The sequence below is a fragment of the Parvibaculum sp. genome (genome assembly GCF_049671045.1).
In the GTDB taxonomy this organism is placed as follows: domain Bacteria; phylum Pseudomonadota; class Alphaproteobacteria; order Parvibaculales; family Parvibaculaceae; genus Parvibaculum.
In genome coordinates, this window is record NZ_JBATUH010000084.1 from 1 (window position 1) to 22,940 (window position 22,940).

A 22,940-nucleotide genomic window follows, 5' to 3' on the forward strand; every position below is an offset into this window, starting at 1 on the left:
ACGAGCTGGCGGAAGGCGTCTGCCCTGTGGGTGAGAGGTGTCTTTTCATCCGGCTCCATTTCGCCGAAGGTGCGGTCATGGCCGTTCGGAATGAACATCGGGTCGTAGCCGAAGCCCTTTTCCCCGCGCGGCGGCCAGACAAGCTCGCCATCCACCCTGCCTTCGAAATATTCGACATGGCCATCGGGCCAGGCAAGGGCAAGGCCGCAGATGAAATGGGCGCGCGTGTCGAGCGTGCCTTCCTCGACGAGGCCGAGGCGCACCTTCTCCATCGCGAAGTCGAAATCCTTCTGCGGACCCGCCCAGCGCGCGGAATAGATGCCGGGCGCGCCGTTCAGCGCCTCGACGCAGAGGCCCGAATCATCGGCGAGCGCGGGGCGGCCCGACGCCTTCGCGGCGGCGAGCGCCTTCAATTCGGCATTGGCGCGGAAAGTGTCGCCCGTCTCGTCGGGCTCCTCCAGGCCGAGATCGCCGGCTGAAACCGTTTCGATGCCGAAGGGGGCGAGCAGTTCCGCGATCTCGCGGACCTTGCCCTTGTTGTGGCTCGCAACGACCAGTGTTTTTTCATCGAAATGACGCGACATCAGGAAACCGCCTTCTTCTGGCGCTCGACGAGATCGGCAATCGCCGAACGCGCAAGACCCATGAGTTTGGCGAAATCCGCCTCGCTGAAAGGCTCGGCCTCGGCCGTGCCCTGGATTTCGCAAATGCCGCCCCGGCCCGTCATGACGAAATTGGCATCCGTATCGGCCTCGGAATCTTCGGCATAGTCGAGATCGACCACCGGCTGGCCCTGATAGATGCCGCAGGAAATCGCCGCCACATGATCCTTGATCGGCGAGGCGGCGAGCATGGAGCGGGCGCGCATCCATTCGATGCAATCGTAAAGCGCGACCCAGGCGCCCGTGATCGCCGCCGTGCGCGTGCCGCCATCGGCCTGCACGACATCGCAGTCGAGCGTGATCTGCCGCTCGCCGAGCCCTTTCAGATCGACGACCGCGCGAAGGCTGCGGCCGATGAGGCGCTGGATTTCCTGCGTGCGGCCGGACTGCTTGCCCGAGGCCGCCTCGCGGCGCATGCGCTCATGCGTCGAGCGCGGCAGCATGCCGTATTCCGCCGTCACCCAGCCGTGACCCTGGCCCTTGAGCCATGGCGGCACCCGGTCCTCGAGGCTTGCCGTGCAGAGCACATGCGTATCGCCGAACCGCACGAGGCAGGAACCTTCGGCATGCTTGGCGACGGCGCGCTCGAGGCTCACATGACGCATTTCATGGGGCTGACGGCCTGACGGACGCATGTGAAACCTTTCTTCTGAACTCGAAACCTGAACTGGCAGCGGGCCAAGTCATAAAGGAGCGGGGGCCCGGAGGCAAAAGCCGAATTGGCGCATACAGGCACAATTGACGCGGACGCGGCACCTTCCTAGATTCACACCCAAATCGCGCGGAAACGGATTTCCGGGCGGAATTTCAATCATATTGGCCGGAGGCGCAAGGCAGGATGGTCGCCGTCAAGGATCTCAACGATCGCTCGCGCGAGATTTTGCGCCACGTCGTCGAGACCTATCTCGAGACGGGCGATCCCGTGGGCTCCCGCTTTCTCTCGCGACATCTGCCGCTCTCGCTGTCGGCGGCATCCATCCGCAACGTGATGTCCGACCTCGAGGCGCTGGGGCTGCTGTTCTCCCCGCATACGAGCGCCGGGCGGGTGCCGACCGAGGCGGGCCTTCGCATGTTCGTCGACGGGCTGCTCGAAATCGGCGACCTCTCCGAGGAGGAACGCCGTTCGATCGAGCGGCAGGTGGCCGGCCAGCACAAGAGCGTCGAGGACGTGCTCGGCGAGGCGACGAAAATGCTTTCGGGCCTCGCCCATGCGGCCGGCTTCGTGCTGGCGCCCAAATATGACGCGGCGCTCAAGCATCTCGAATTCGTGCCCGTGGACAGGGAGCGCGCGCTCGTCGTCATCGTCACCGAGGGCGGGGAGGTCGAGAACCGCGTCATCGAGGTGCCGAAGGGCCTGCCGCCCTCGGCGCTGGTCGAGGCGACGAACTATCTCAACGCGCGGCTCCGGGGAAAAACCTTCGAGGAAGCGAAGGCGATCCTTGCCAGCGAGATGGAAACGCAGCGGGCCGAACTCAACGAGATCACCGCCCGCATCGTCTCGTCGGGCCTTGCGAGCTGGTCGGGATCGAAAACGACGCAGACGGACGATCCGCTCTCCAAATCGCTCATCGTTCATGGCCGTTCGCGGCTGCTGGAGGATGTGCATGCGATGGAGGATCTCGAGCGCGTGCGGCTTCTCTTCGACGATCTGGAGAACAAGCGCGATCTCGTGCAGCTACTGGGCCTCGCCCAGCAGGCCGACGGCGTGCGTATCTTCATCGGCTCGGAGAACAAGCTCTTCTCGCTCTCCGGCTCGTCGCTCGTCGTCAGCCCCTATATGGACAAGCAGCAGCATGTCGTCGGCGTGCTCGGCGTCATCGGCCCGACGCGCCTCAACTATGCGCGCGTCATACCGATGGTCGATTTCACGGCTAAACTCGTGGGCCGCCTCATCAACTGACCGGCCCGACATCGAATATTGACAAGACATGCACGAATGAGCACATCGGGGCAGGCGCGAAAGCGCACAGGGGCGCCCCGTCACACCATCGAGCGGAAGCGGATATGAGCGAGCAGACGAACAACGAAACGGCAAACGACAAGGCTGAGGAGGCGAAGGCGGAAAGCGCCGCCGCCGCAACCGAAGCGCCCGCGGAAGCCGAAGCCGCTGCCGAGACGGTCGAGGCGCTGAAGGCGGAAATCGCCGACCTCAAGGACAGGCTGCTGCGCGCCGTGGCCGAGACGGAGAATGTCCGCCGCCGTGGCGAGCGCGAGCGGCAGGATGCCGTGCGCTATGCGGCGGCCGGGTTCGGCCGCGACATGGTGCAGGTTTCCGACAATCTTCGCCGCGCCATCGCCGCCATCAAGGAGGAGGAGCGCGAGGCCGCGCCGCCGACCGTGAAGGCGCTCATCGAGGGCGTCGAGATGACGGAGCGGCAGCTTCTTTCGACCTTCGAGCGCCACGGCATTCGCGAGATCACGCCCCAGCCGGGCGACCGTTTCGACGCCAATCTGCATGAGGCGATGTTCGAGGTTCCGACGGCGGACCAGCCGGCGGGCACGGTCGTCCATGTGGTCGAGGCGGGCTACACGATCGGCGACCGCCTGCTCAGGGCCGCGCGCGTCGGCGTCGCCAGGGCGCCGGAAGGGGGCCCCGCGCCCTCGAACGGCCCGACGGTCGATATCAAGGCCTGAGGCGCGGGAAGCGCTCCGGGCCCGGCAGGGATCAAATGCGGAAGGCGGCCCCCAAAAGGCCGCCTTTCTCACATGCGCGCCGCTTTTCCCGCATCCGTCGCTCGCATCCGTCACTCGCATCCGGGCCGGTTTCATATTTTTGCCGATCACGTCAGATTTACGAAGAAAAGACGGGCAATCCGGGGCATTCTTTTCCCGGGGCGCTTGAACGGGAGGATGGCGACCCCACGTACATAACAGCGTTATATCCTTGGGAGGGGAACATATGCTGGGCTTGTGGGCTGCCGCCGCTTTCTTTCTCGGCATCCATCTGATCGTTTCGGGGACGAGGCTGCGCGACAGGATCGTCGCGCTCACCGGCGAGTGGGTCTATCTCGGGCTCTTCTCGGCGGCGTCGGCGGGCGGCATTCTCTGGCTCGCCATCGCCTATAACGAGGCGCTGATGGAGCCGAACCGGCTCTACTGGGTGGCGCCGGCCTGGCTTGCCCATCTCGCGCCGCTCTTCATGCTGATCGCCTTCCTCTTTGCGGTGACCGGCCTCACCACGCCCAACCCGACCGCCTTCCGCTCCGAGCGCTTCATTCAGAACGGCGATGCGCGCCCCAAGGGCGTCGTCCATATCACCCGCCATCCCTTTCTCTGGGGGGTGATGATCTGGGCGACGGTCCATATCGTCGTGAACGGCGACAAGGCGTCGATCATCTTCTTCGGGACTTTTCTGCTGCTCGCCGCCCTCGGCACGCTTTCCATCGACGAAAAGCGCCGGCGCATGCTCGGCGATCAATGGGACGCCTTCGCCCGGCTGACCTCGAACGTGCCTTTCGCCGCCATTCTCGCCGGCCGCACCCGGTTCAGGTTCACGGAAGATGCGTGGTGGCGCATCCTCGCTTCCTTCATCGCCTTCTCGCTCGTTCTGTGCGGCCATCTCTGGCTTTTCGGCGTCTCGCCGATTCCGGGCTGGCAGCCTTATTGAGGCTTCGTTACGCGGCGGAGCGTGAGATTGAGGCGCCCGCCGCCCTCGATGAGGGAAGATGAGCCGGGGATGATCCGGTCGATCCCGTGAAAGCGCAGGCGCGAGGCTCCGCCCAGCACCAGAACATCGCCGGAAGCGAGGCGGAAGCTCCGTGTCCGGTCGCCACGGGCGAAGCCGCCCACCCGGAAGATGCAGCTATCACCCAGCGAGACTGAGAGAACGGGCGCGTCGAGCGCCGCCTCGTCCCGGTCCTGATGGAGCCCCATCTTCGCCTTCTCGCCCCTATATATGTTGACGAGGCAGGCCTCGGGCGGGGCGGGCCAGCCCGCGATCCTCGCCCAGAGGTCGAGCAGCATGGCCGGGATGGGCGGCCAGGGATCGCCCGTCACGGGATGGCGGGGCTCGTAGCGATAGCCCCGCTCGTCCGAGACCCAGCCAAGGGGCCCGAAATTCGTCTGCATGATCGACCAGGGCTGGCCGGTGCGCGGCATGCGCGGGCGGTAGGGCGGGGCCTTTCGCGCGCTCTCGCGGAGCGCGGCGAGGAGCGCCTCCTGCGCCGCCCCGTCCAGCAGGGCCGGGTAGAGGATGAGACCTTCGAGCCCGGTTTCGACCGGCAACGCCACTCTCCGCTCCTTCATCGGCCCGATCCACGGTTCCCGCACGGAAATCCCTGTGGCCCAAATGCCGCGTGCCGCTTGCGGGCCACAGAACCGAAACCTATATACAGCCCAGCCAAGTTGAACCCCCAGCACCAATTCGGGGGGACCTTTAGGGAGCCGGAGCCGCCACGGGCGCGAAATCGACAACGCTTCCGCAACGGTGTGCGAGCGCCTATACGATGACAGGGCTCGCCCGGCCTGCCGCAGTGAAAAGAGGACCTTTGAGATGGGAAAAGTAATCGGCATCGACCTCGGCACGACGAACTCGTGTGTCGCGGTCATGGATGGTTCCACTCCGAAAGTGATCGAGAATTCCGAGGGCCTGCGAACGACGCCGTCGATCGTGGCCTTCACCAATGACGCCGAGCGGCTCGTCGGCCAGTCGGCCAAGCGCCAGGCGGTGACGAACCCCACCAACACCTTCTTCGCCATCAAGCGCCTCATCGGCCGCGCCTATGACGACCCCACGACCCAGAAGGACAAGGGAATGGTGCCCTACAGCATCATTCGCGCCGACAATGGCGATGCCTGGGTCGAGGCCAATGGCGAGAAGTTCTCGCCCTCGCAGATTTCCGCCTTCATCCTTCAGAAGATGAAGGAAACGGCCGAGAACTATCTCGGCGAGAAGGTGACGCAGGCCGTCATCACGGTTCCCGCCTATTTCAACGACGCCCAGCGCCAGGCGACCAAGGACGCCGGCAAGATCGCCGGGCTCGAGGTTCTGCGCATCATCAACGAGCCGACGGCGGCGGCCCTCGCCTATGGCCTCGAGAGGAAGAGCGGCGAGATCATCGCCGTCTACGATCTCGGCGGCGGCACGTTCGACCTCTCCATTCTGGAAATCGGTGACGGCGTTTTCGAGGTGAAGGCGACGAATGGCGACACGTTCCTCGGCGGCGAGGACTTCGACATGCGCCTCGTCAACTATCTCGCCGACGAGTTCAAGAAGGAGAACGGCATCGACCTCAGGGGCGACAAGCTCGCGCTGCAGCGCCTGAAGGAAGCCGCCGAAAAGGCGAAGATCGAGCTTTCCTCCGCGCAGCAGACGGAAGTGAACCTGCCCTTCATCACCGCGGATGCTTCCGGCCCGAAGCATCTCGCCATGAAGATCACGCGCGCCAAGCTCGAGGCCCTCGTCGAGGATCTCATCCAGCGCACCATCGAGCCCTGCAAGAAGGCGCTCAAGGATGCCGGCGTGACGGCGGCGCAGATCGACGAGGTTGTGCTCGTCGGCGGCCAGACCCGCATGCCGAAGATCCAGGAGATCGTGAAGCAGTTCTTCGGCAAGGAGCCGAACAAGAGCGTCAACCCCGATGAAGTCGTCGCCATGGGCGCGGCCATTCAGGCGGGCGTGCTGCAGGGCGACGTCAAGGACGTGCTGCTGCTCGACGTGACGCCGCTTTCGCTCGGCATCGAGACGCTGGGCGGCGTGTTCACGCGCCTCATCGACCGCAACACGACCATTCCGACCAAGAAGAGCCAGGTCTTCTCCACGGCCGACGACAACCAGTCGGCGGTCACGATCCGCGTCTTCCAGGGCGAGCGCGAGATGGCGGCGGACAACAAGCTGCTCGGCCAGTTCGACCTGGTCGGCATTCCGCCGGCGCCGCGCGGCGTGCCGCAGATCGAGGTCACGTTCGACATCGACGCGAACGGCATCGTCAATGTGTCGGCGAAGGACAAGGCGACGAACAAGGAGCAGTCGATCCGCATCCAGGCGTCGGGCGGCCTCTCCGAAAAAGACATCGAGCAGATGGTGAAGGACGCCGAGGCGCATGCCGCCGAGGACAAGAAGAAGCGCGAGGAAGTCGAGACGCGCAACCATGCCGAGGCCCTCGTCCACTCGACCGAGAAGACGCTCCAGGAGAACGAGAGCAAGGTTCCGGCCGATGTGAAGGCGGAGGTCACGGCCGCCGTCGAGGCGCTCAAGACCGCGCTTAGCGAAGGCTCCGCCGACGATGTGAAGGCGAAGTCGGATGCCCTCACCCAGACGGCGATGAAGCTCGGCGAGGCGATCTACAAGGCGGCGCAGGAAGAGGGCGCGAGCCCCGAGGCCGGCGCCGAGGGGCAGCAGGCGGGCGGCAAGGACGATGTCGTCGACGCCGAGTTCGAGGAAATCGACGAGAACAAGCGGGACGGGCAGGGGAACGCCTGATCCGATCCCGCGGGGCGTGATCCATGCCTGTGACCACACATACGCATGAGGACGCCCCGGTGAGCTTCGGCTTGCCGGGGCGTTCGTCCGTATAGAGACGACAAAATGTCCAAACGCGATTTCTACGAAGTGCTCGGCGTCAACAAGAACGCCACGGCCGATGAGATGAAGAAGGCCTATCGCAACCTCGCCAAGCAGCTTCATCCCGACCGAAACCCGGGCGACAAGGATGCCGAGCACAAGTTCAAGGAGCTGAACGAAGCCTATGACGTGCTCAAGGACGAGCAGTCGAGGGCGGCCTACGACCAGTTCGGACATGCGGCCTTCGACGGCACGGCGGGCGCGCGGGCAGGCGGGTTCAATCCGGGCTTTCGCGGCGACTTCTCCTCCTCCATGTCCGACATCTTCGACGATCTCTTCGGCGAGTTCATGGGCGGACGGCGCGGGCAGCGCAGCGATGGCGGGCGCACGCGCGGCCAGGACCTGCGCTACAACATGGAACTCAGCCTCGAGGAAGCCTTCGAGGGCAAGAAGGCGCAGATCCGCGTGCCTTCATCGGTTTCCTGCGACACCTGCCATGGCTCGGGCGCGGAACCGGGCTCCAAGCCCATCACCTGCACGACCTGCCAGGGCGCGGGAAAAGTGCGCGCGACGCAGGGCTTCTTCACGATCGAGCGGACCTGCCCGACCTGTCACGGGCGGGGACAGATCATCGAGAAGCCGTGCAAGGTCTGTCATGGCGCGGGCCGCGTGGAGCGCGAGCGCACGCTCTCGGTCAACATTCCGGCCGGCGTCGAGGACGGGACGCGCATCCGGCTCGGCGGTGAGGGCGAGGCGGGCCTGCGCGGCGGGCCGCCCGGCGATCTCTATATTTTCCTTTCGGTCCGGCCGCATCCGATCTTCCAGCGCGACGGCGCCGATCTCTTTTGCCGCGTCCCCATCGCCATGACGCAGGCCGCGCTTGGCGGCGAAATCGAGGTGCCGACGCTCAACGGCAAGCGGGTGAAGCTCAAGATCCCCGAAGGCACGCAGACCGGCCGCCAGTTCCGCCTGCGCGACAAGGGCATGCCGGTCGTCAATTCGCGCGAGATCGGCGACCTCTACATTCAGGTCACGGTCGAAACGCCGGTGCATCTCTCGAAGAAGCAGAAGGAATTGCTGCGTGAGTTCGAGACGGCGTCAAGCGGCGACACAAACCCGGAAAGCTCGGGCTTCTTCGCGCGGGTGAAGGAGTTCTGGGACGGCTTCCAGAGCTGAGCACGGCCGCCGTCATTCCGCTATGATCAAGGGCCCGAAGGACGATCGGGCCCTTTTTCTTCGGATGCCTCCCCATGCAAGCCTACCTCCTCCCGATCGGCCTTCTCACCCTCTCCAATATCTTCATGACGACCGCCTGGTACTGGCACCTGAAGTACAAGGCGACGCCGCTCATGCTGGTGATCGCGGTAAGCTGGGGGCTCGCGCTCTTCGAGTATTGCCTCGCGGTCCCCGCGAACCGGCTCGGCTCCGATGTCTATTCTGCCGCGCAGCTCAAGACTATTCAGGAAGTCATTACGCTGACGGTCTTTGTCGGCTTCTCGGCCGTCTATCTCGGACAGGCGCCGACATGGAACACGGGCATCGGCTTTGCGCTCATCGCGGCGGGCGCTTGGTTTGTTTTTCGCGGATGAAATCCGAGAGGCGTTCGTCGTTCGCGGATGAAATCCGTGAGGGGTAATCCTTTCGCGGACGAAACCGCGTTAACGCGATCTTGACCATACGGACAACGCCCATGCAACCTGTGTCATAAGATTGGCGCGGCATGGTCGCCACCGGCATCCGCGCTCGTAAAGATTTAGCATTTCGCGGACGACAATTTCCCCTGACGCGCGGCGGTCCGCGCCTCGAATGTGGGGAAGTACGATGCACTCTTTCAAAACCGGCCTGGCCGCGCTCATGACCGGCGCGGCACTGACCTTCGCGGCAAGCGCGCCCGCCTTCGCGGCGGACGATGTCGAGGCGCGAATCCAGGCGCTCGAAAACGAACTCAAGGCGCTCAAGGCCGAGGTCGCCGCGCGCGACGCCAAGATCGATGCGATGGAAAAGAAGACGGCCGATCTCGACACGATGCCGAAATTCAAGCCGAACAAGCTCGAAATGGAAAGCCGCGACGGCCAGTTCTCCATGGGGATCGGCGGCCAGCTTCAGGCGGATGCCTATCTCATCGACGACGACAGCGGCACGGTGGTGCCCATGGGCAATGGCGCGGAAATCCGCCGTGCGCGCATGAATGTCTATGGCAAGGTCTTCGGCGACTGGCGCTACAAGTTCGAGGTCGATTTCGCGCCCGCGGGCTACAGCTACGGCAATACGAGCGTCTCGATCACCGATGCCTATGTCGAGCACGATCTGGCGAAGAACCTTCTCCTTCGCGTCGGCAATCAGTATGAGCCCTTCGGCCTCAGCGCGCAGACGAGCGACCGCTACAACACCTTCATGGAATATGCGCTGCCGACGGTGCTGTGGCCGAGCCGCCAGCTCGGCGCGCTCGTCGCCTATGGCGATGGCGAGAGCTTCGGCCTTTCGGGCGGCCTCTTCACCCGTGGCATCCAGAGCGGCGGCATCCAGAACGGCTCCAATGCCGGCAACTGGGCGCTCACTGGACGCGGCTTCTACGCGCCCGTCAACACCGACAAGACGGTCCTCCATCTCGCCCTGAACGGCAGCTACCGGGGCGTCGAAAGCGGCTCGTCCACCTTCAATTCCTTCCCCGAGGCTCATGGCGCGAACTACACGCTCGCGGCAAGGGCGACCAATGTGCAGCACGAGCTGCGCTACGGGCCGGAGCTTGCGCTTGTCTATGGCCCGCTCTCGCTTCAGGGCGAATGGACTTTCGCCCGCATGCAGCGGAACTCCGGCGCGGACGCCGATATTAACGGCGGCTATCTGGAAGCAAGCTGGTTCGTCACCGGCGAGCAGCGCAATTACAACGTGAAGAGCGGCCTTTTCGACCGGCCCAAGGCGACGAACGCGCTGCAACTCGCCATGCGCTACAGCAGGCTCGACCTTTCCGACGCGAACCTCGCCGCAAGCCCGATCAATCTCGACACCAGGGCGGTGCCGGCGACGCTCGCCGATGCGCGCGGAACGGGCACGAACTACACGCTCGGGGCCAATTACTACTTCAACCCCAATGTGCGGCTGATGCTGAACTATGTGATCGCCAAGGACGACTATGTGGCCGCCTCCGGCAATCCGGATCAGACCTACAGGGTTCTTCAGTCGCGTCTCCAGCTCGACTGGTAATCTCTCCCGCCGCCTCGCCCGCCCGGCTCGCTCCGGGCGGGCCCTTGCGTGCCCGTCCGGATTTACGCCGCGGGGCGGGCCTGATATACCGCCCATGGACATTTCACGCGGTGAAACGCGCGGGCGAAATCATGACGCAGAATGTGAGAATAGCGGTGACGGGCGCGGGCGGCCGGATGGGCCGCACGCTGCTGCGGCTCATTCATGACTGGCCGGGCGCGCAGCTCGCGGGCGGCATCGAGGCGAAAGGCTCGCCCCATGTCGGCGCCGATCTCGGCACGCTCGCGGGGCTTGCCCAGCCCCTCGGCATCGCCGTTTCCGACGATCCGCTCGCCGTCATCAGGGATTCCGACGCGCTCGTCGATTTCTCGGCTCCGCGCGCGAGCGTCGAATTCGCCGCTCTCGCCGCGCAGGCGCGCATCGTTCATGTCATCGGCACGACGGGTCTGGAGGAGACCGACGAGGAGCGCATCCGCGCCGCGGCGCGCCACGCGACCATCGTGATGGCCGGCAATATGAGCCTCGGCGTCAATCTTCTCGCCGCGCTGGTGCGGCAGGCGGCCCGCGCGCTCGATCCCTCCTGGGACATCGAGATCGTCGAAATGCATCATCGCCACAAGGTCGATGCGCCGTCCGGCACGGCGCTCCTTCTTGGCGAGGCGGCGGCCGAGGGGCGCAACATCGTGCTCAAGGATCACTCCGAACGCGGGCGCGACGGGCAGACGGGCGCGCGCGCCGAGGGCGCCATCGGCTTTGCGAGCCTCAGGGGCGGCAGCGTCATCGGCGATCATCAGGTGATCTTCGCCGGGCCTTCGGAGCGGATCGTGCTCGGCCATATCGCCGAGGATCGCGCCATCTTCGCGCGCGGCGCCATCAAGGCCGCGCTCTGGGGCCAGGGCAAGGGCCCGGGCCTCTTCGACATGGCCGACGTTCTCGGCCTCGACTGAAGCCGGTTTTCATCTGCATACGGATAAAGGAACAGTATCTTGGCGAACCTCCTTGTTCTCGTCCGCCACGGACAAAGCGAATGGAACGAGCAAAACCTTTTCACGGGCTGGCGCGATCCGGGCCTGACCGAACAGGGCAAGGAGGAGGCGCGCGCCGCGGGCCATGTGCTCAAGGAAAAGGGCTATCGCTTCGACATCGCCTTCACCTCCGGGCTGTCGCGCGCGCAGGAGACGAACCGGCTGCTGCTCGGGGAACTCGGCCAGCCGGACCTTCCCGTCATCAAGGATCAGGCGCTCAACGAGCGCGACTATGGCGATCTCTCCGGCCTCAACAAGGACGATGCGCGCAAAAAGTGGGGCGAGGAGCAGGTGCATATCTGGCGCCGCTCCTATGACGTGCCGCCGCCCGGCGGCGAGAGCCTCAAGGATACGGCCGAGCGCGTGCTTCCCTATTACGAGAAGGAAATCCTGCCGCGCGTGCTGAAGGGCGAGCGCGTGCTCGTCGCGGCCCATGGCAATTCGCTGCGCGCGCTCGTCATGCAGCTCGACAAGCTGAGCCAGGACCAGGTGATCGCGCTCAACATCGCCACCGGCGCGCCCATCGTCTATGAGCTCGACGACAAGGGAAATGTGCTCCGCAAGGAAATCCTGATCGAACGCGAAGCGCATTGATCGCTTCGCGGCGCGGCGGCCATGCTTCAGCCATGTGCCGCCGGCGCCTTCATGCGCGTGAGCGCGCGATGAAGGGCGCGGGCGAAATCGAGCCGTTCGGGCGAGGAGAGCGCATGGCCGATCTCCAGCGCCTTGCCGTGCGAGACGAGATAGAGATCGACGCTCTCGTCGGGATGCTCGACAAGCTCGATCCGCACCCAATAGGGCTGGAAGCTCCAGGCGCGGGCGCGGCCCTTGCGGTCGACGCGGCGGATGCGAAGCTCGCTGTCGGAAAGCTGGACCGTCTCATAGGCGTTGGCGGCGCGGTAATTGGCGCGGAACGCCCAGAAGACGAGCGCGACATCGAGCCCGCAGAAGCCAACGACCGGCCAGGCGCCCTTGAGAAGGCAGATGAGCCCGGCGACGAGATTGACCACCACCACCCCGGACATGAGGATGACGAAGCCCTTGCGCCCAAGCGATCGGTGCGGTGTCACGAGCGCATCGAAGTGAAGCGGCGGATCGAGCAACTGGTCGGGAGCTGGCTGCATGGCGAAAGGATATGCCTGCGCCCCATGGCCTACAACAGCCGGACAGGGGCGGAAATCGGGTTTATTCTGGTCGCACCCGCCATCCGCACGTCCCGGCATTTCCTCCCATGAAGAAGCCCGATATCGAAGAATTCTTCTCCCGCCTCGCCAAGGCGTTGCCGGAGCCGAAGACCGAACTTCAATACCATAACGCCTATACGCTGCTCGTCGCGGTCGTGCTTTCGGCGCAATCGACTGACAAGGGTGTCAACAAGGCGACCGAAAAGCTCTTCAGGATCGCCGACACGCCGCAAAAGATGCTCAAGCTCGGCGAGGCAGGGCTCATCGAGCATGTGAAGACGATCGGGCTCTTTCGCAACAAGGCGAAGAACGTGATCGCGCTGTCGCGCATCCTCGTCGAAAAGCACAAGGGCGAGGTGCCGCAGAGCCGCGAGGAGCTGGAGGAACTGCCCGGCGTCGGCCGCAAGACGGCGAATGTCGTCCTCAATGTCGCCTTTGGCGAGCCCACCATCGCCGTCGATACGCATATCTTCCGCGTCTCCAACCGGACGGGCCTTGCGACGGGGAAGACGCCGCTCGCCGTCGAGGAGAAGCTGATGAAGGTCGTGCCCGCGCGCTACAGGCTGCACGCCCATCACTGGCTCATCCTGCACGGGCGCTACACCTGCATCGCGCGAAAGCCCCTCTGCCCGCAATGCAGCGTGCGCGATCTCTGCGCCTACAAGGCGAAGACGACCGTCTGACAGCGGCCGGCGCTCAGGAAACGGGGACATTGCGCTTCGTCAGCACACCGGCGAGGCAGGCATTCGGATCGGCGGCGCCGCCCTCCCTCTTCCTTGCATCGACATAGGAGGAGGCGAGAACGTCCGCATCGGTCTTGTAGAAATAGACGAAGAGGTTGCAGGCGCCGCCTGCATACTGCCAGACCTCGGCGCCCGGCTCGACGCGGCGGAAATCGGGCGCGCCGAGACGCGCGGACAGCGCTTCCGGCGCCACGCCGACAAGGCTTTGCGGCGCGAGCGGGCCGGAGCCTATCTGCCGCGACGGCTCGACCCTCGCGAAGGCTGCTCCCGAAAGACCGACACCCGAACGCGCGCCGTCGCTGGCGCAGCCCGCGACGAGGATGAGAGAGAGAACGGCGAGCGAAGAAATTCCGATCCGCATCAGGAAAGTCCGATCCTTTTCGTGGTGTGGACCATGAAGGCCGTCGCAAAGAGCGGCGCGACGAGATTGACGAGCGGCACGGTCGCGAAGGCGGCGACGAGAACCCCGGCGAGGAAGATCCGCGCGCGATGGCGCCGCCTCAGTGCCCCCACCTCGCCGGTGGCCAGATGGCGAAGCGCGACCAGCTCGAAATATTCCCGGCCGAGAAGATAGCCGTTCACGATCCAGAAAAGCGCGAGATTGAAGCCCGGCACGAGATAGAAGGGCAGGGCGACAAGGTTGACGGCGATGAGAACGAGGGTGAAGCGGAAGGCGACGAGAAGGGACTGGAGAAAGGGCTGGTCGCGGCCCGGCGCATCGGCCGGATAGTCGCGCGCCTCGACCTCGCCCGCGATGCGCTCGAGAAAGAATCCGGCGACCAGCGAGACGACCGGATGCACGAGCGGAATGAGCACGATGAGCGCGAAGAAGCGGGCGATCCATTCGAACGTCACATCGAGCCAGTAGGTGCCGAATTGCGGCATGGCGGCGAGCGCCCATTGCAGCCCCGCACCGAACAGAGCGAGAACGAGGACCGTCACCGCGAGCGACAGCCCGAGCACGCGGCGGAAGGGAGCCGAAAAGGTTTGGCGCAACGCGCGCATGGCATCCGAAAACATGCGCGCGAGCTTATCGGCTCGGCCCGTTTTTTCCAATCGTCCGGCTCCCCCTCGCGCCAATCGCCCACTATACTCGCGCCGCTTCATTCCATTTTTTCTTCCCGCGACGAGGACCATGACTGAAACGAAATTCGACGTTGCCGGCATCGGCAATGCGCTTGTCGATGTGATCGCCGATTCCGACGACAGGTTCCTCATCGCCAATGGCATCGAAAAGGGCGGCATGACGCTCATCGATGCGGCGCGCGCGGACGAACTCTACGGCCGCATGGGGCAGGCCATCGAAATGTCGGGCGGCTCCTGCGCGAACACCATCGCAGGGCTCGCCTCGCTCGGCGGCCGGGGCGCCTTTTTCGGCAAGGTGAAGAACGACCAGCTCGGCGCCGTCTTCGCGCATGACATCAAGTCGCTCGGCGTCCATTTCCCCGCGCCCTTCGCCGAGGACGGGCCGCCCACCGGGCGCTGCCTGATCCTCGTCACGCCCGACGCCCAGCGCAGCATGAACACCTATCTCGGCGCGGCGCAGAACCTCGGCCCCGACGACATCGACCCGGCCATCATCGAGGCGGCCGCCGTCACCTATATGGAAGGCTATCTCTGGGATCAGCCCGGCGCGAAGGAAGCCTTCCTCAAGGCGGCGTCGATCGCGCGCAAGGCCGGCCGCCTCGTCTCGCTGACGCTTTCCGATTCCTTCTGCGTCGCGCGCTACCGCGACGAGTTCCGCCGTCTCGTCCGCGACGAGGTCGATCTTCTCTTCGCGAATGAAGCTGAAATCCTCTCGCTCTACGAGGTCGATCTCTTCGACGAGGCGTTGTCGCGGGTGAAGGCCGAGTGCAAATTCGCCGCTCTCACGCGCTCGGAAGCGGGCGCCGTCATCGTCGCCGATGGCGAGATCCATGTCGTCGATGCCGACAAGGTGGCGAAGGTCGTCGACACGACGGGCGCGGGCGATCTTTTCGCGGCCGGATTCCTCTACGGCCTCGCGCGCGGCTATTCGCCAACCCGTTGCGGCCAGCTCGGCGCCATGGCGGCGGCCGAAGTCATCTCGCATTACGGACCGCGGCCCCAGGTGTCGCTCGCCCAGTTGGCGAAGTCCCGCGGACTTTAGTTCGCCGCCATCGCTACTACTTCGGAAGTCATCCCGGGGCTCGTCCCCGGAATCCATCCTTCTTCCGGGGTGGAAGGGGCCCATGGGTCCCGGGAACAAGTCCCGGGACAACGCTGCTATTTTCACGGGGTCACGAAGACCGGATTGCGACGCCGCCTCTGGCGGCTCGCAATGACATCACCCCTCCAGCGCCCCGATCATCTCCACCCGCGCCGCATGCCGGCCGCCCTCGAACCGGGCGGTCAGGAATGCATCCACGATATCGAGCGCCAGTCCTTCGCCCACCACGCGGGCGCCAATCGAAAGCATGTTGGCATCGTTGTGCTGCCGGATCATGCGGGCCGAGAATGTGTCGGCGCAGACGCCGCAACGGATACCCTTCACCTTGTTCGCGGCCATCATGATGCCCTGGCCTGTGCCGCACAGGATGATGCCAAACCGGCAATCGCCGGAGGCGACGAGCCGCGCCGCCGCTTCGCCGTGCCTGGGATAGTGTGTGCTCTCCGGCGTCGTCGGTCCGATGTCGACCGCCTCCCAGCCATGCGCCGCGATATGAGCGGCAATGGCCTGTCGAAGCTGAATGGCGGCGTGGTCGCTGGAGAGGACGATGCGGTTGCTGGCTGTCATGGCGAAGCCGTCCCGTTTCCGAAGGCGATTTGATCCCAATGCAATCTGGCGGCCTGGCCGCGTTGGATCAGGAAAAATAAAATCGTGCGTAAGCTTCAGAGCTTACGATTCATTTCTGTGCGGAAGCTCTAGAGCTTCCGCAGGGCCACGTCGCGGATGCGGTGATCCGCGCCCTTGCGCAGGATGAGGTGGGCGCGCTGGCGCGTCGGAAGAATGTTCTTCCTCAGATTGGCGAGGTTGATCGACGTCCAGATCGCATCCGCCGTCTGCACCGCCTCGTCGTCGGAGAGCTTCGCGTAGCGGTGGAAATAAGCCTTGGGATCGCGGAACGAAGTCTTCCGCAGGCTGAGGAAACGGTCGATATACCAGCCGCGGATCGCCTCTATGTCGGCGTCGAGATAGATCGAGAAATCGAAGAAGTCGGAAACGAAGGGTTGCGGGTCCTCGCCCTCGGCGGGCTTCCAGGGCTGCAGCACATTGAGCCCCTCGACGATGAGAATGTCCGGCTGATCGACGACGATCGCCTCGCTCGGCACGATGTCGTAGGAGAAGTGGGAATAGACCGGCGCCTCGACATTGCGCATTCCCGCCTTCACATCGGAAAGGAACTGGATCAGCCGACGCACGTCGAAGCTTTCGGGAAAGCCCTTGCGGCCCATCAGATCGCGCTCTTCGAGAATCCTGTTCGGGAAGAGGAAGCCGTCCGTGGTCACGAGATCGACCTTGGGATGGTTCGGCCAGCGGGCAAGCAGCGTGCGCAGGATGCGCGCGGTTGTGCTCTTGCCGACGGCGACCGAGCCCGCGACGCCGATGATATAGGGCACCTTGTCCTGCGCATGGCCGAGGAAGTCCGAGGTGACGCGGTAAAGCTCCTGCATCTCGGCCACATAGAGATTGAGGAGGCGCGAAAGCGGCAGATAGATCTCGCTCACCTCGTCGAGCGAAATGCGTTCGCCAAAGCCTTTCAGCTCCTCGAGTTCCGTCTCGGAAAGGGGGAGCGGCGTGTCCTTGCGGAGCATGCCCCACTCGGCCGCGGAGAAATGCCGATAGGGCGAAAGGGGCGCGCGGTCCAGGTCCAGTGTGGGGCTTGCCGTCATGGTCTCGGATTCCCGTACCTGTATTGCGTTTGCAGGTTCCGTCAGGACGGTCATTCGGCCTTGCCTGGCGTATTGTTCTGCGGGCGGGAGGCTTTTTCCTCGATGCCCGATCGGCCTTCACGGCGCGCAAGCTCCGCATAGACCGAGGATGGCTCTATGTTCAAGGCCGCAAGCGTCACCAGCCAGTGATAGAGGAGATCAGCCGACTCGGCGACGATGGCCTCCCGGTCGCCCGACATGGCGGCGATCACCGTTTCGATGGCTTCTTCGCCGAGCTTGCGGGCACAAAGGGGCGCGCCGCCGTTCATGAGCCGGGCGGTGTAGGACGAAGCCGGATCGCTGTCCTTGCGGGCGGCAATCGTCGCAAAGAGCGCATCGAGCTGACGGGCGTCGGCTGCCATGGGGCATCCCCCGAAGAGCGTTCTCCCAAAGGGAGTGCGAAATAGCGAAAGCTCCGGGATCGCCCGGGATGGCCTTATCACCCCGGGAGCCCGAAACACGGCGGGCTCTCCCTAGCAGATTTATTTTTGGGACGCCAGCAGGCGCTTTTCGCTGGCCTGCGAGGGGTCAGGTGCGGGTGGCGAGGCTCAACCCGACCATGGCGCCCGTCCGCACGCCGTCCCGGGTGGCATGGCGCAGGCTCGCCCCCCGAAGATCGGCGCCCCTAAGGTCGGCGCCCGTCAGATCCGCCCGCAGGAGGATCGCGTCGCGCAGATCGGCGGCGGCGAGGATCGCATGCTGGAAATTGGTGTCGGCGAGGATCGCGCCGCGAAGCAGCGCGCTCGCCAGGATCACATGCGAAAAATCGTGGCGCGACAGGTCCATATGCGAGAAATCCGCGCGTTCTCCCTGGCGCTGGCTGGTCTGGATCCAGACCAGATGGCGGTCGAGGATGCGCTTCATGCGCTCGGGTCCGGGCGGGCGGCGCGCCTTGTTGGCGCGCATCAGCTCGCCGCAGTTCGCCGTCTGTTCGCACATGATGGCGCGGCGGAAATCGGCATCCGACAGGTTGGCGCCGGTGAACTCGACCTTGATGAGCTCGGCGCCCGCAAAGCGCGCGCCCCGGAGATCGGCGCCGTGAAGGCTGACGCCGGAAAGCTCCGCCCCCTCGAAATCGACATCGAGGAGTTTGCAGTCCGAAAGGTTCGTTCCGCGCATGACGGCGTTGCGGAAGGTGGAATTTTCGCGCCGGCTGGCGACGCCGCCCGCGCGAATGACGACACCGCGACGCAGATCGGCTCCTTCGAGGTGAGCTTCGCTCAGTTCCGCATTCTGGAAGCAGGCGCCGCGCAGATCGGCCTGCGAGAAATTCGTGCGGGTGAGATTGGCGCCGTCGAAACTGGCGCTGAAGAGATTGGCGCCGACGAAGCGCGCATCCTCAAGATCGGCATTCTCGAAATTGCAGGCGATGAAATGGCCGTGCGAGAGGTTGATGGAGCGCAGATCGAGGCCGGAAAGGTCGCAATCCTTCATCACCACGCACCAGCCATTCGGCACGCCCTTGAGGAAACGCAGGTTCAGCTCCTCGAGCTTCTTCAGGGCTTCCTGGCTGATGCGACGGCCGACTATGGCGCGAGGGTCGCGTGTGGGATCTCGCTGGGGATCTGGCCGGGGGTCTGGCCGGGCACCGCTCTGCGCCGCCGTTTCGCGCGCGCGATGGTCTTTCATCTCCGCCGACATTCAGGCACTCCCAGCATGGGTACGCCGGGACCACCCCAGGCTCGCTGACGTCCGGGATGCTAACGGCCCTGTCCTTCAGATTCGTTTAAATGATTGGTGAAAATTTTCAGCTTCGGGAAAGCCTCCTCGGCCCTCCGGCCCGCTCAGCGCCAGAAGACGCCCTCGTCGCGGAAGGCGCGCCATTCGTCGAGCGCCGACTGCCACTGCTTGCGGGCGCGCCGCTCGTGATGGGCAAGCACGCGCTTGCCCTGCGCTGCGAGGTCCGGCTCGATGGCGGCGAGTTCCTTGATGATCGCTCCCGCCGTCTCGACATCGTTCAGCGCGCCGAAATCGTCCTGCAATTGGGAGAGGGCGCGGAAATAGCGCCGCGTCGCCGCGTGCGGATAGAGCGAGGCGAAGAAGCCGGAGGCATAGCGCAGCCGCTTCAGGCGCTTGCGCAAATCATGACGCTCGTCCGTGTCGAGATCCTCGATGTGACGGCCGAGCCGCGCCACGCTGCGGTATCGCCGGTCGAGCGCGCGCGAGGCGAAATCGCCAATCGGCGCGCCGAGCACGGCGGTGTCCTGACCGGCCGCTCCGCGCCAGCTTCGCTCATCGAGATGAAGCGCGAGTTCGAGGACGAAGCGCGTCATGCGCGAGGAGCGCAACGACGCCCGCGCGCCCGCCCAGGCCGAGGCCCGCGCCTTCTCGGCGGCGGCGCGCAGCGCGGCAAGCCCCTCGTCGCCCGGAGATCCGGCTTCGACGGGCGTCAGGATCTCGCTCGTGAAGACGTCGAAATCCCGCGCCCGGCCGATGGAGGTCGCAAGCCATCTCGCCTCCTGCGACAGGCGGCGCACATGGTCCTTGCCGATCACGCGGCGGAAGACAGTGAAGGCGGAGCGCATGCGGCGGAGCGCCACGCGCATCTGGTGAAGGCCCTCCGAGAGCGACCCGTCGACCGTCACCGCCTCATTCATCAGAAGATGCGTCAGGCAGTGGCGGAGGATGACCACATAGGCATCCTCGATGGTGAGGCGGGGCGCGAGGCTCAGAATTTCGGCGCGAACGGCGGCGGGCTTTTCGTCGCTGGCAAGCGCCAGCGCGCGCTCGGCCTTGCTGCGCAGGCCGATGCGGACCGGCACGATGTCGGCGAGTTCGAGCGCGAGGCGATAAAGACCGGCGGGCGCGCCGCGCTTCAGCTCGAGTTCGAATTCGGACACGGGCATCTCGCGGCCATCGGCGCTCAGCACGCCATTGTCGATCGCCAGTTCGATCTCGTCGCCCTCCGGCGTCCGAAGCATCCTTGCCGTGCGGCGGATGCGCGAGGTGAGACGGGGCGAGATCGCCTCGCCATTGGCGAGTTCCACAATGCGCGCCCGGAGATCGGCGGGCAGATGGTTGAGCGCGGGCGCTTCCTCGCCGCTCGCGAGAGGCGTCTCCCATTCGCCGCGATTGCTGGCAAGCGTGCCGCCCTCGCTGCCGGTCTTGAGGGTCTGGATGCGCTTTCCTTCCGTCTCGCGCACCCTGAGCGCAAGACCATCCTTCAACAGCGCGAAGCCGGGCGTATCGAAATAGACGGAATGAAGAAGTCTGGCGCGGGCAGGGCCAGCCTGCAGCCGGGAGAGGACTCGCGAACGGCGCACGCGCTCAAGGGCGGCGGGCTCGCATTCAAGCTTCAGCTCGATCTCGCGGTTCATGTCCAGCGGTTCATGTCCAGCGGTCATTGGGCGATGCGCGATCGTCCCGGCCTGCGCCTCATCGCTGAAAGGATTGCAAGTTTCGGGGGCTGCCGCAACGAGGCCGAATGACGCCCGGCCAGAGGTCCGCGAGGAAGGACCGGCCGTCCTTCATCCCGGTCAGAGGCGCATCGGAATTCCCGATTGCGCCATGTAGCGCTTGGCCTCGCCGATCGTGTATTCGCCGAAATGGAAGATCGAGGCGGCAAGCACGGCGCTCGCATGGCCATCGCGGATGCCGGCGACCAGATGGTCGAGCGTGCCGACGCCGCCGCTCGCGATCACCGGAATATGGACCGCATCGGCCACGGCGCGTGTGAGCGCGATGTCGAAACCCGATTTCGAGCCGTCGCGATCCATCGAGGTGAGAAGGATTTCGCCAGCGCCAAGCTCGGCCACGCGGCAGGCATATTCGACGGCATCGAGGCCGGTGCGGTTGCGCCCGCCATGGGTGAAGATCTCCCAGCGGCCGGGCTCGACCTCCTTGGCGTCGATCGCGACGACGATGCACTGATTGCCGAATTTCTCGGCGGCGGCGCGAACAAAATCGGGATTGCTGACGGCGGCGGTGTTGATCGAAACCTTGTCGGCGCCGGCGAGCAGCAGCTTTCGCACATCCTCGACGGTGCGCACGCCTCCGCCGACGGTGAGCGGCATGAAGCAGAATTCGGCCGTGCGCTGCACGACATCGAAGATGATCGCGCGCTCTTCATGGCTCGCGGTGATGTCGAGGAAGCAGAGCTCGTCCGCGCCCGCCGCGTCATAGGCGCGCGCGGCCTCCACCGGATCGCCGGCGTCGCGCAGATTGACGAAGTTCACGCCCTTGACGACGCGGCCGTCCTTCACATCGAGGCAGGGGATGAGGCGGGCCTTCAGTGTCATGCCGCCTCCTTGAGAAGCGCCAGCGCCTCTTTCGGATCGAGGCGGCCGTCATAAAGCGCGCGGCCGGAAATCGCGCCCTCGAGCCCCTTGCAGCGCGCGGCGATGAGACGGCGTATGTCCTCGATCGAGGAAAGACCGCCGCTCGCGATCACCGGAATGGAGATCGCATCGGCGAGCGCGACCGTCGCCTCGATGTTCAGGCCCTCGAGCACGCCGTCGCGGTCGATGTCGGTGTAGATGATCGCGGCGACGCCCGCATCCTCGAAGCGTCGGGCCATTTCGAGCACGCCGAGATCGGAGACTTCCGCCCAGCCTTCGGTCGCCACGCGGCCGCCCTTGGCGTCGAGGCCGACGGCGACGCGGCCAGGAAACTTGCGGCACGCCTCGATGACGAGGGCGGGATTCTTCACCGCCGCCGTGCCGATGATGACGCGGCGGACGCCCTTTTCGAGCCACATCTCGATGGTGGCGAGATCGCGGATGCCGCCGCCGAGCTGGGCGGGAATCGAGATCGCCTTCAGGATCGCCTCGACGGCACCCGCATTGACCGGATGGCCGGCGAAGGCGCCGTTGAGATCGACGAGATGGAGATATTCAAAGCCCGCCGCCTCGAAGGCGCGCGCCTGCGCCGCCGGATCGTCATTGAAGACGGTCGCTTCTTCCATGAGGCCGCGCACGAGGCGCACGCATTGCCCGTCCTTGAGGTCGATCGCGGGGAACAGGATCATCAGACACGCCACTTCAAAAAATTGCCGAGAAGGGCAAGACCGAGCGTCTGGCTCTTCTCAGGATGGAACTGGGTGCCGGCCATGTTGTCGCGCGCGATCATCGCGGTGACGGCACCGCCATAATCGGTGCGCGCGACGACGTCCTCCTCGCTTGCCGGCATCAAGGCATAGGAGTGGACGAAATAGGCATGGAGCCCGGCCTCGCCGGTCGGGATGCCTCCGAGAAGCGGATGGGGCCTGAGCACGCTCAGCGTGTTCCAGCCCATATGCGGAATCTTGAGCGCGGGATCGAGCGGCTTCATCAGCGCGACATCGCCCGCAATCCAGCCGAGCCCGTTATGCACGCCATGTTCGAGGCCGCGCGTCGCCATGAGCTGCATGCCGACGCAAATGCCGAGAAAGGGCCGCGCGGAACGGCGCACCGCCATGTCGAGCGCATCGAACATGCCGTCGATGGCGGCGAGCCCGTCGCGGCAGTCGCCAAAGGCGCCGACGCCCGGCAGCACGATGCGATCGGCGGCGCGTACGTCGCGCGGATCGCCGGTGACGACGATGCGGGCATTGATGTCGCTCTCGCGCGCGGCGCGTTCGAGCGCCTTGGCGGCGGAGCGCAGATTGCCCGATCCGTAGTCGATGATGGCGACGAGCATGTCAGGCTCCGGCGTTCGGGAAGAGGCCGATGGGACCGTGATCGGCGGCGAGCGGGCGGCGCGGCCAGACGGCGCCGCCTCCGGGCGCGGCGGTCCGTGCGACCGCCATGCTG

The 22,940-nt window shown here is 65.3% G+C and carries 25 protein-coding genes; 11 read left to right on the forward strand and 14 right to left on the reverse strand.

Translation table 11 applies throughout. The features are described from left to right. Together rdgB and rph are read right to left on the reverse strand one after the other, a co-directional pair. The coding region (rdgB, locus tag WBG82_RS09860; RefSeq protein ID WP_424424345.1) for an RdgB/HAM1 family non-canonical purine NTP pyrophosphatase at positions 1 to 584 on the reverse strand (584 nt) is incomplete at its 3' end. After that, positions 584 to 1,297: a ribonuclease PH gene (rph, locus tag WBG82_RS09865; protein WP_424424347.1), complete on the reverse strand. Its 714-nt coding sequence runs from the start codon at positions 1,295 to 1,297 to the stop codon at positions 584 to 586. The genes rdgB and rph, both read right to left, overlap by 1 nt. 203 nt (positions 1,298 to 1,500) lie before the next feature. On the opposite strand from rph, the gene hrcA reads away from it, so the two are divergent. The 3 genes from hrcA to WBG82_RS09880 all read left to right on the forward strand — a co-directional run bounded on the left by hrcA (position 1,501) and on the right by WBG82_RS09880 (position 4,269). After that, positions 1,501 to 2,562 (forward strand): heat-inducible transcriptional repressor HrcA, encoded by a 1,062-nt coding sequence (gene hrcA / locus WBG82_RS09870; RefSeq protein WP_424424349.1) that lies wholly within the window; start codon positions 1,501 to 1,503, stop codon positions 2,560 to 2,562. A gap of 104 nt (positions 2,563 to 2,666) precedes the next feature. Next, positions 2,667 to 3,296: a nucleotide exchange factor GrpE gene (grpE, locus tag WBG82_RS09875; RefSeq protein ID WP_424424351.1), complete on the forward strand. Its 630-nt coding sequence runs from the start codon at positions 2,667 to 2,669 to the stop codon at positions 3,294 to 3,296. Between the two features lie 265 nt (positions 3,297 to 3,561). Further along, the gene (locus WBG82_RS09880) at positions 3,562 to 4,269 is read left to right on the forward strand and encodes an NnrU family protein (RefSeq protein ID WP_424424353.1); all 708 of its coding nucleotides are present in this window, start codon (positions 3,562 to 3,564) and stop codon (positions 4,267 to 4,269) included. On the opposite strand, the gene WBG82_RS09885 is transcribed toward WBG82_RS09880, so the two are convergent. After that, entirely contained in the window at positions 4,263 to 4,907 is a 645-nt protein-coding gene (locus WBG82_RS09885; protein ID WP_424424355.1) for an alpha-ketoglutarate-dependent dioxygenase AlkB, read from the reverse strand. The two genes, WBG82_RS09880 and WBG82_RS09885, sit on opposite strands and share 7 nt — an antisense overlap. Positions 4,908 to 5,154: 247 nt before the next feature. Here WBG82_RS09885 and dnaK point away from each other — a divergent pair, with 247 nt between their 5' ends. The 6 genes from dnaK to WBG82_RS09915 all read left to right on the forward strand — a co-directional run bounded on the left by dnaK (position 5,155) and on the right by WBG82_RS09915 (position 11,987). Continuing rightward, positions 5,155 to 7,083 carry a molecular chaperone DnaK gene (gene dnaK, locus WBG82_RS09890; protein WP_424424357.1) on the forward strand — a complete coding sequence of 643 codons (1,929 nt, stop codon included), beginning with the start codon at positions 5,155 to 5,157 and terminating at the stop codon, positions 7,081 to 7,083. Positions 7,084 to 7,188: 105 nt separating this feature from the next. Continuing rightward, positions 7,189 to 8,340, forward strand: coding sequence for a molecular chaperone DnaJ (gene dnaJ / locus WBG82_RS09895; protein ID WP_424424359.1), 1,152 nt, complete (start codon positions 7,189 to 7,191; stop codon positions 8,338 to 8,340). A 74-nt stretch (positions 8,341 to 8,414) separates the two neighbouring features. Beyond that, entirely contained in the window at positions 8,415 to 8,753 is a 339-nt protein-coding gene (locus tag WBG82_RS09900) for a DMT family protein (RefSeq protein ID WP_324301552.1), read from the forward strand. A 232-nt stretch (positions 8,754 to 8,985) separates the two neighbouring features. Then, complete coding sequence (locus WBG82_RS09905) at positions 8,986 to 10,368, forward strand: OprO/OprP family phosphate-selective porin (protein WP_424424361.1); 1,383 nt, start codon at positions 8,986 to 8,988, stop codon at positions 10,366 to 10,368. A 131-nt stretch (positions 10,369 to 10,499) separates the two neighbouring features. Then, complete coding sequence (gene dapB / locus WBG82_RS09910) at positions 10,500 to 11,315, forward strand: 4-hydroxy-tetrahydrodipicolinate reductase (RefSeq protein ID WP_424424363.1); 816 nt, start codon at positions 10,500 to 10,502, stop codon at positions 11,313 to 11,315. 39 nt (positions 11,316 to 11,354) lie between these two features. After that, positions 11,355 to 11,987 (forward strand): 2,3-bisphosphoglycerate-dependent phosphoglycerate mutase, encoded by a 633-nt coding sequence (locus WBG82_RS09915; RefSeq protein ID WP_424424365.1) that lies wholly within the window; start codon positions 11,355 to 11,357, stop codon positions 11,985 to 11,987. 26 nt (positions 11,988 to 12,013) lie between these two features. On the opposite strand, the gene WBG82_RS09920 is transcribed toward WBG82_RS09915, so the two are convergent. Then, complete coding sequence (locus WBG82_RS09920) at positions 12,014 to 12,517, reverse strand: DUF2244 domain-containing protein (protein WP_424424367.1); 504 nt, start codon at positions 12,515 to 12,517, stop codon at positions 12,014 to 12,016. Positions 12,518 to 12,528: 11 nt separating this feature from the next. Between WBG82_RS09920 and nth the strand changes: the two genes are divergently transcribed. Then, positions 12,529 to 13,260 (forward strand): endonuclease III, encoded by a 732-nt coding sequence (nth, locus tag WBG82_RS09925; RefSeq protein ID WP_424424369.1) that lies wholly within the window; start codon positions 12,529 to 12,531, stop codon positions 13,258 to 13,260. 13 nt (positions 13,261 to 13,273) lie between these two features. Here nth and WBG82_RS09930 read toward each other — a convergent pair whose 3' ends face one another. Together WBG82_RS09930 and WBG82_RS09935 are read right to left on the reverse strand one after the other, a co-directional pair. Then, complete coding sequence (locus WBG82_RS09930; protein WP_424424371.1) at positions 13,274 to 13,681, reverse strand: hypothetical protein; 408 nt, start codon at positions 13,679 to 13,681, stop codon at positions 13,274 to 13,276. After that, positions 13,681 to 14,325, reverse strand: a complete 645-nt coding sequence (locus WBG82_RS09935; RefSeq protein WP_424424373.1) for an EI24 domain-containing protein — start codon at positions 14,323 to 14,325, stop codon at positions 13,681 to 13,683. The genes WBG82_RS09930 and WBG82_RS09935 overlap by 1 nt, the downstream gene beginning before the upstream one ends. Positions 14,326 to 14,455: 130 nt before the next feature. Here WBG82_RS09935 and WBG82_RS09940 point away from each other — a divergent pair, with 130 nt between their 5' ends. Beyond that, entirely contained in the window at positions 14,456 to 15,448 is a 993-nt protein-coding gene (locus tag WBG82_RS09940; RefSeq protein ID WP_424424375.1) for an adenosine kinase, read from the forward strand. A gap of 177 nt (positions 15,449 to 15,625) precedes the next feature. On the opposite strand, the gene rpiB is transcribed toward WBG82_RS09940, so the two are convergent. The 8 genes from rpiB to hisH all read right to left on the reverse strand — a co-directional run bounded on the left by rpiB (position 15,626) and on the right by hisH (position 22,827). Next, complete coding sequence (gene rpiB / locus WBG82_RS09945; protein WP_424424376.1) at positions 15,626 to 16,075, reverse strand: ribose 5-phosphate isomerase B; 450 nt, start codon at positions 16,073 to 16,075, stop codon at positions 15,626 to 15,628. 128 nt (positions 16,076 to 16,203) lie between these two features. Next, positions 16,204 to 17,172 carry a type I pantothenate kinase gene (gene coaA, locus WBG82_RS09950; RefSeq protein WP_424424377.1) on the reverse strand — a complete coding sequence of 323 codons (969 nt, stop codon included), beginning with the start codon at positions 17,170 to 17,172 and terminating at the stop codon, positions 16,204 to 16,206. Between the two features lie 50 nt (positions 17,173 to 17,222). Further along, entirely contained in the window at positions 17,223 to 17,573 is a 351-nt protein-coding gene (locus WBG82_RS09955; RefSeq protein WP_424424378.1) for a phosphoribosyl-ATP diphosphatase, read from the reverse strand. A gap of 166 nt (positions 17,574 to 17,739) precedes the next feature. Beyond that, on the reverse strand, positions 17,740 to 18,852 hold the full coding sequence (locus WBG82_RS09960) for a pentapeptide repeat-containing protein (RefSeq protein ID WP_424424379.1): 1,113 nt from the start codon (positions 18,850 to 18,852) through the stop codon (positions 17,740 to 17,742). Between the two features lie 143 nt (positions 18,853 to 18,995). Continuing rightward, on the reverse strand, positions 18,996 to 20,528 hold the full coding sequence (locus WBG82_RS09965; protein WP_424424380.1) for a CHAD domain-containing protein: 1,533 nt from the start codon (positions 20,526 to 20,528) through the stop codon (positions 18,996 to 18,998). A gap of 159 nt (positions 20,529 to 20,687) precedes the next feature. Further along, positions 20,688 to 21,449: an imidazole glycerol phosphate synthase subunit HisF gene (gene hisF / locus WBG82_RS09970; protein WP_424424381.1), complete on the reverse strand. Its 762-nt coding sequence runs from the start codon at positions 21,447 to 21,449 to the stop codon at positions 20,688 to 20,690. Further along, entirely contained in the window at positions 21,446 to 22,177 is a 732-nt protein-coding gene (hisA, locus tag WBG82_RS09975; protein ID WP_324301124.1) for a 1-(5-phosphoribosyl)-5-[(5-phosphoribosylamino)methylideneamino]imidazole-4-carboxamide isomerase, read from the reverse strand. Before hisA ends, hisF begins: the two co-directional genes overlap by 4 nt. Beyond that, positions 22,177 to 22,827 (reverse strand): imidazole glycerol phosphate synthase subunit HisH, encoded by a 651-nt coding sequence (gene hisH / locus WBG82_RS09980; protein ID WP_424424382.1) that lies wholly within the window; start codon positions 22,825 to 22,827, stop codon positions 22,177 to 22,179. Before hisH ends, hisA begins: the two co-directional genes overlap by 1 nt. Positions 22,828 to 22,940 lie beyond the last annotated feature (113 nt).

Excerpts from the sequence above, each read along its gene's own strand:
- rph (WP_424424347.1), bottom strand. The coding sequence starts at position 1,297 with ATGCGTCCGTCAGGCCGTCAGCCCCATGAAATGCGTCATGTGAGCCTC.
- hrcA (WP_424424349.1), top strand. The coding sequence starts at position 1,501 with ATGGTCGCCGTCAAGGATCTCAACGATCGCTCGCGCGAGATTTTGCGC.
- grpE (WP_424424351.1), top strand. The coding sequence starts at position 2,667 with ATGAGCGAGCAGACGAACAACGAAACGGCAAACGACAAGGCTGAGGAG.
- WBG82_RS09880 (WP_424424353.1), top strand. The coding sequence starts at position 3,562 with ATGCTGGGCTTGTGGGCTGCCGCCGCTTTCTTTCTCGGCATCCATCTG.
- WBG82_RS09885 (WP_424424355.1), bottom strand. The coding sequence starts at position 4,907 with ATGAAGGAGCGGAGAGTGGCGTTGCCGGTCGAAACCGGGCTCGAAGGT.
- dnaK (WP_424424357.1), top strand. The coding sequence starts at position 5,155 with ATGGGAAAAGTAATCGGCATCGACCTCGGCACGACGAACTCGTGTGTC.
- dnaJ (WP_424424359.1), top strand. The coding sequence starts at position 7,189 with ATGTCCAAACGCGATTTCTACGAAGTGCTCGGCGTCAACAAGAACGCC.
- WBG82_RS09900 (WP_324301552.1), top strand. The coding sequence starts at position 8,415 with ATGCAAGCCTACCTCCTCCCGATCGGCCTTCTCACCCTCTCCAATATC.
- WBG82_RS09905 (WP_424424361.1), top strand. The coding sequence starts at position 8,986 with ATGCACTCTTTCAAAACCGGCCTGGCCGCGCTCATGACCGGCGCGGCA.
- dapB (WP_424424363.1), top strand. The coding sequence starts at position 10,500 with ATGACGCAGAATGTGAGAATAGCGGTGACGGGCGCGGGCGGCCGGATG.
- WBG82_RS09920 (WP_424424367.1), bottom strand. The coding sequence starts at position 12,517 with ATGCAGCCAGCTCCCGACCAGTTGCTCGATCCGCCGCTTCACTTCGAT.
- nth (WP_424424369.1), top strand. The coding sequence starts at position 12,529 with ATGCCTGCGCCCCATGGCCTACAACAGCCGGACAGGGGCGGAAATCGG.
- WBG82_RS09930 (WP_424424371.1), bottom strand. The coding sequence starts at position 13,681 with ATGCGGATCGGAATTTCTTCGCTCGCCGTTCTCTCTCTCATCCTCGTC.
- WBG82_RS09935 (WP_424424373.1), bottom strand. The coding sequence starts at position 14,325 with ATGCGCGCGTTGCGCCAAACCTTTTCGGCTCCCTTCCGCCGCGTGCTC.
- WBG82_RS09940 (WP_424424375.1), top strand. The coding sequence starts at position 14,456 with ATGACTGAAACGAAATTCGACGTTGCCGGCATCGGCAATGCGCTTGTC.
- rpiB (WP_424424376.1), bottom strand. The coding sequence starts at position 16,075 with ATGACAGCCAGCAACCGCATCGTCCTCTCCAGCGACCACGCCGCCATT.
- coaA (WP_424424377.1), bottom strand. The coding sequence starts at position 17,172 with ATGACGGCAAGCCCCACACTGGACCTGGACCGCGCGCCCCTTTCGCCC.
- WBG82_RS09955 (WP_424424378.1), bottom strand. The coding sequence starts at position 17,573 with ATGGCAGCCGACGCCCGTCAGCTCGATGCGCTCTTTGCGACGATTGCC.
- WBG82_RS09960 (WP_424424379.1), bottom strand. The coding sequence starts at position 18,852 with ATGTCGGCGGAGATGAAAGACCATCGCGCGCGCGAAACGGCGGCGCAG.
- WBG82_RS09965 (WP_424424380.1), bottom strand. The coding sequence starts at position 20,528 with ATGAACCGCGAGATCGAGCTGAAGCTTGAATGCGAGCCCGCCGCCCTT.
- hisF (WP_424424381.1), bottom strand. The coding sequence starts at position 21,449 with ATGACACTGAAGGCCCGCCTCATCCCCTGCCTCGATGTGAAGGACGGC.
- hisA (WP_324301124.1), bottom strand. The coding sequence starts at position 22,177 with ATGATCCTGTTCCCCGCGATCGACCTCAAGGACGGGCAATGCGTGCGC.
- hisH (WP_424424382.1), bottom strand. The coding sequence starts at position 22,827 with ATGCTCGTCGCCATCATCGACTACGGATCGGGCAATCTGCGCTCCGCC.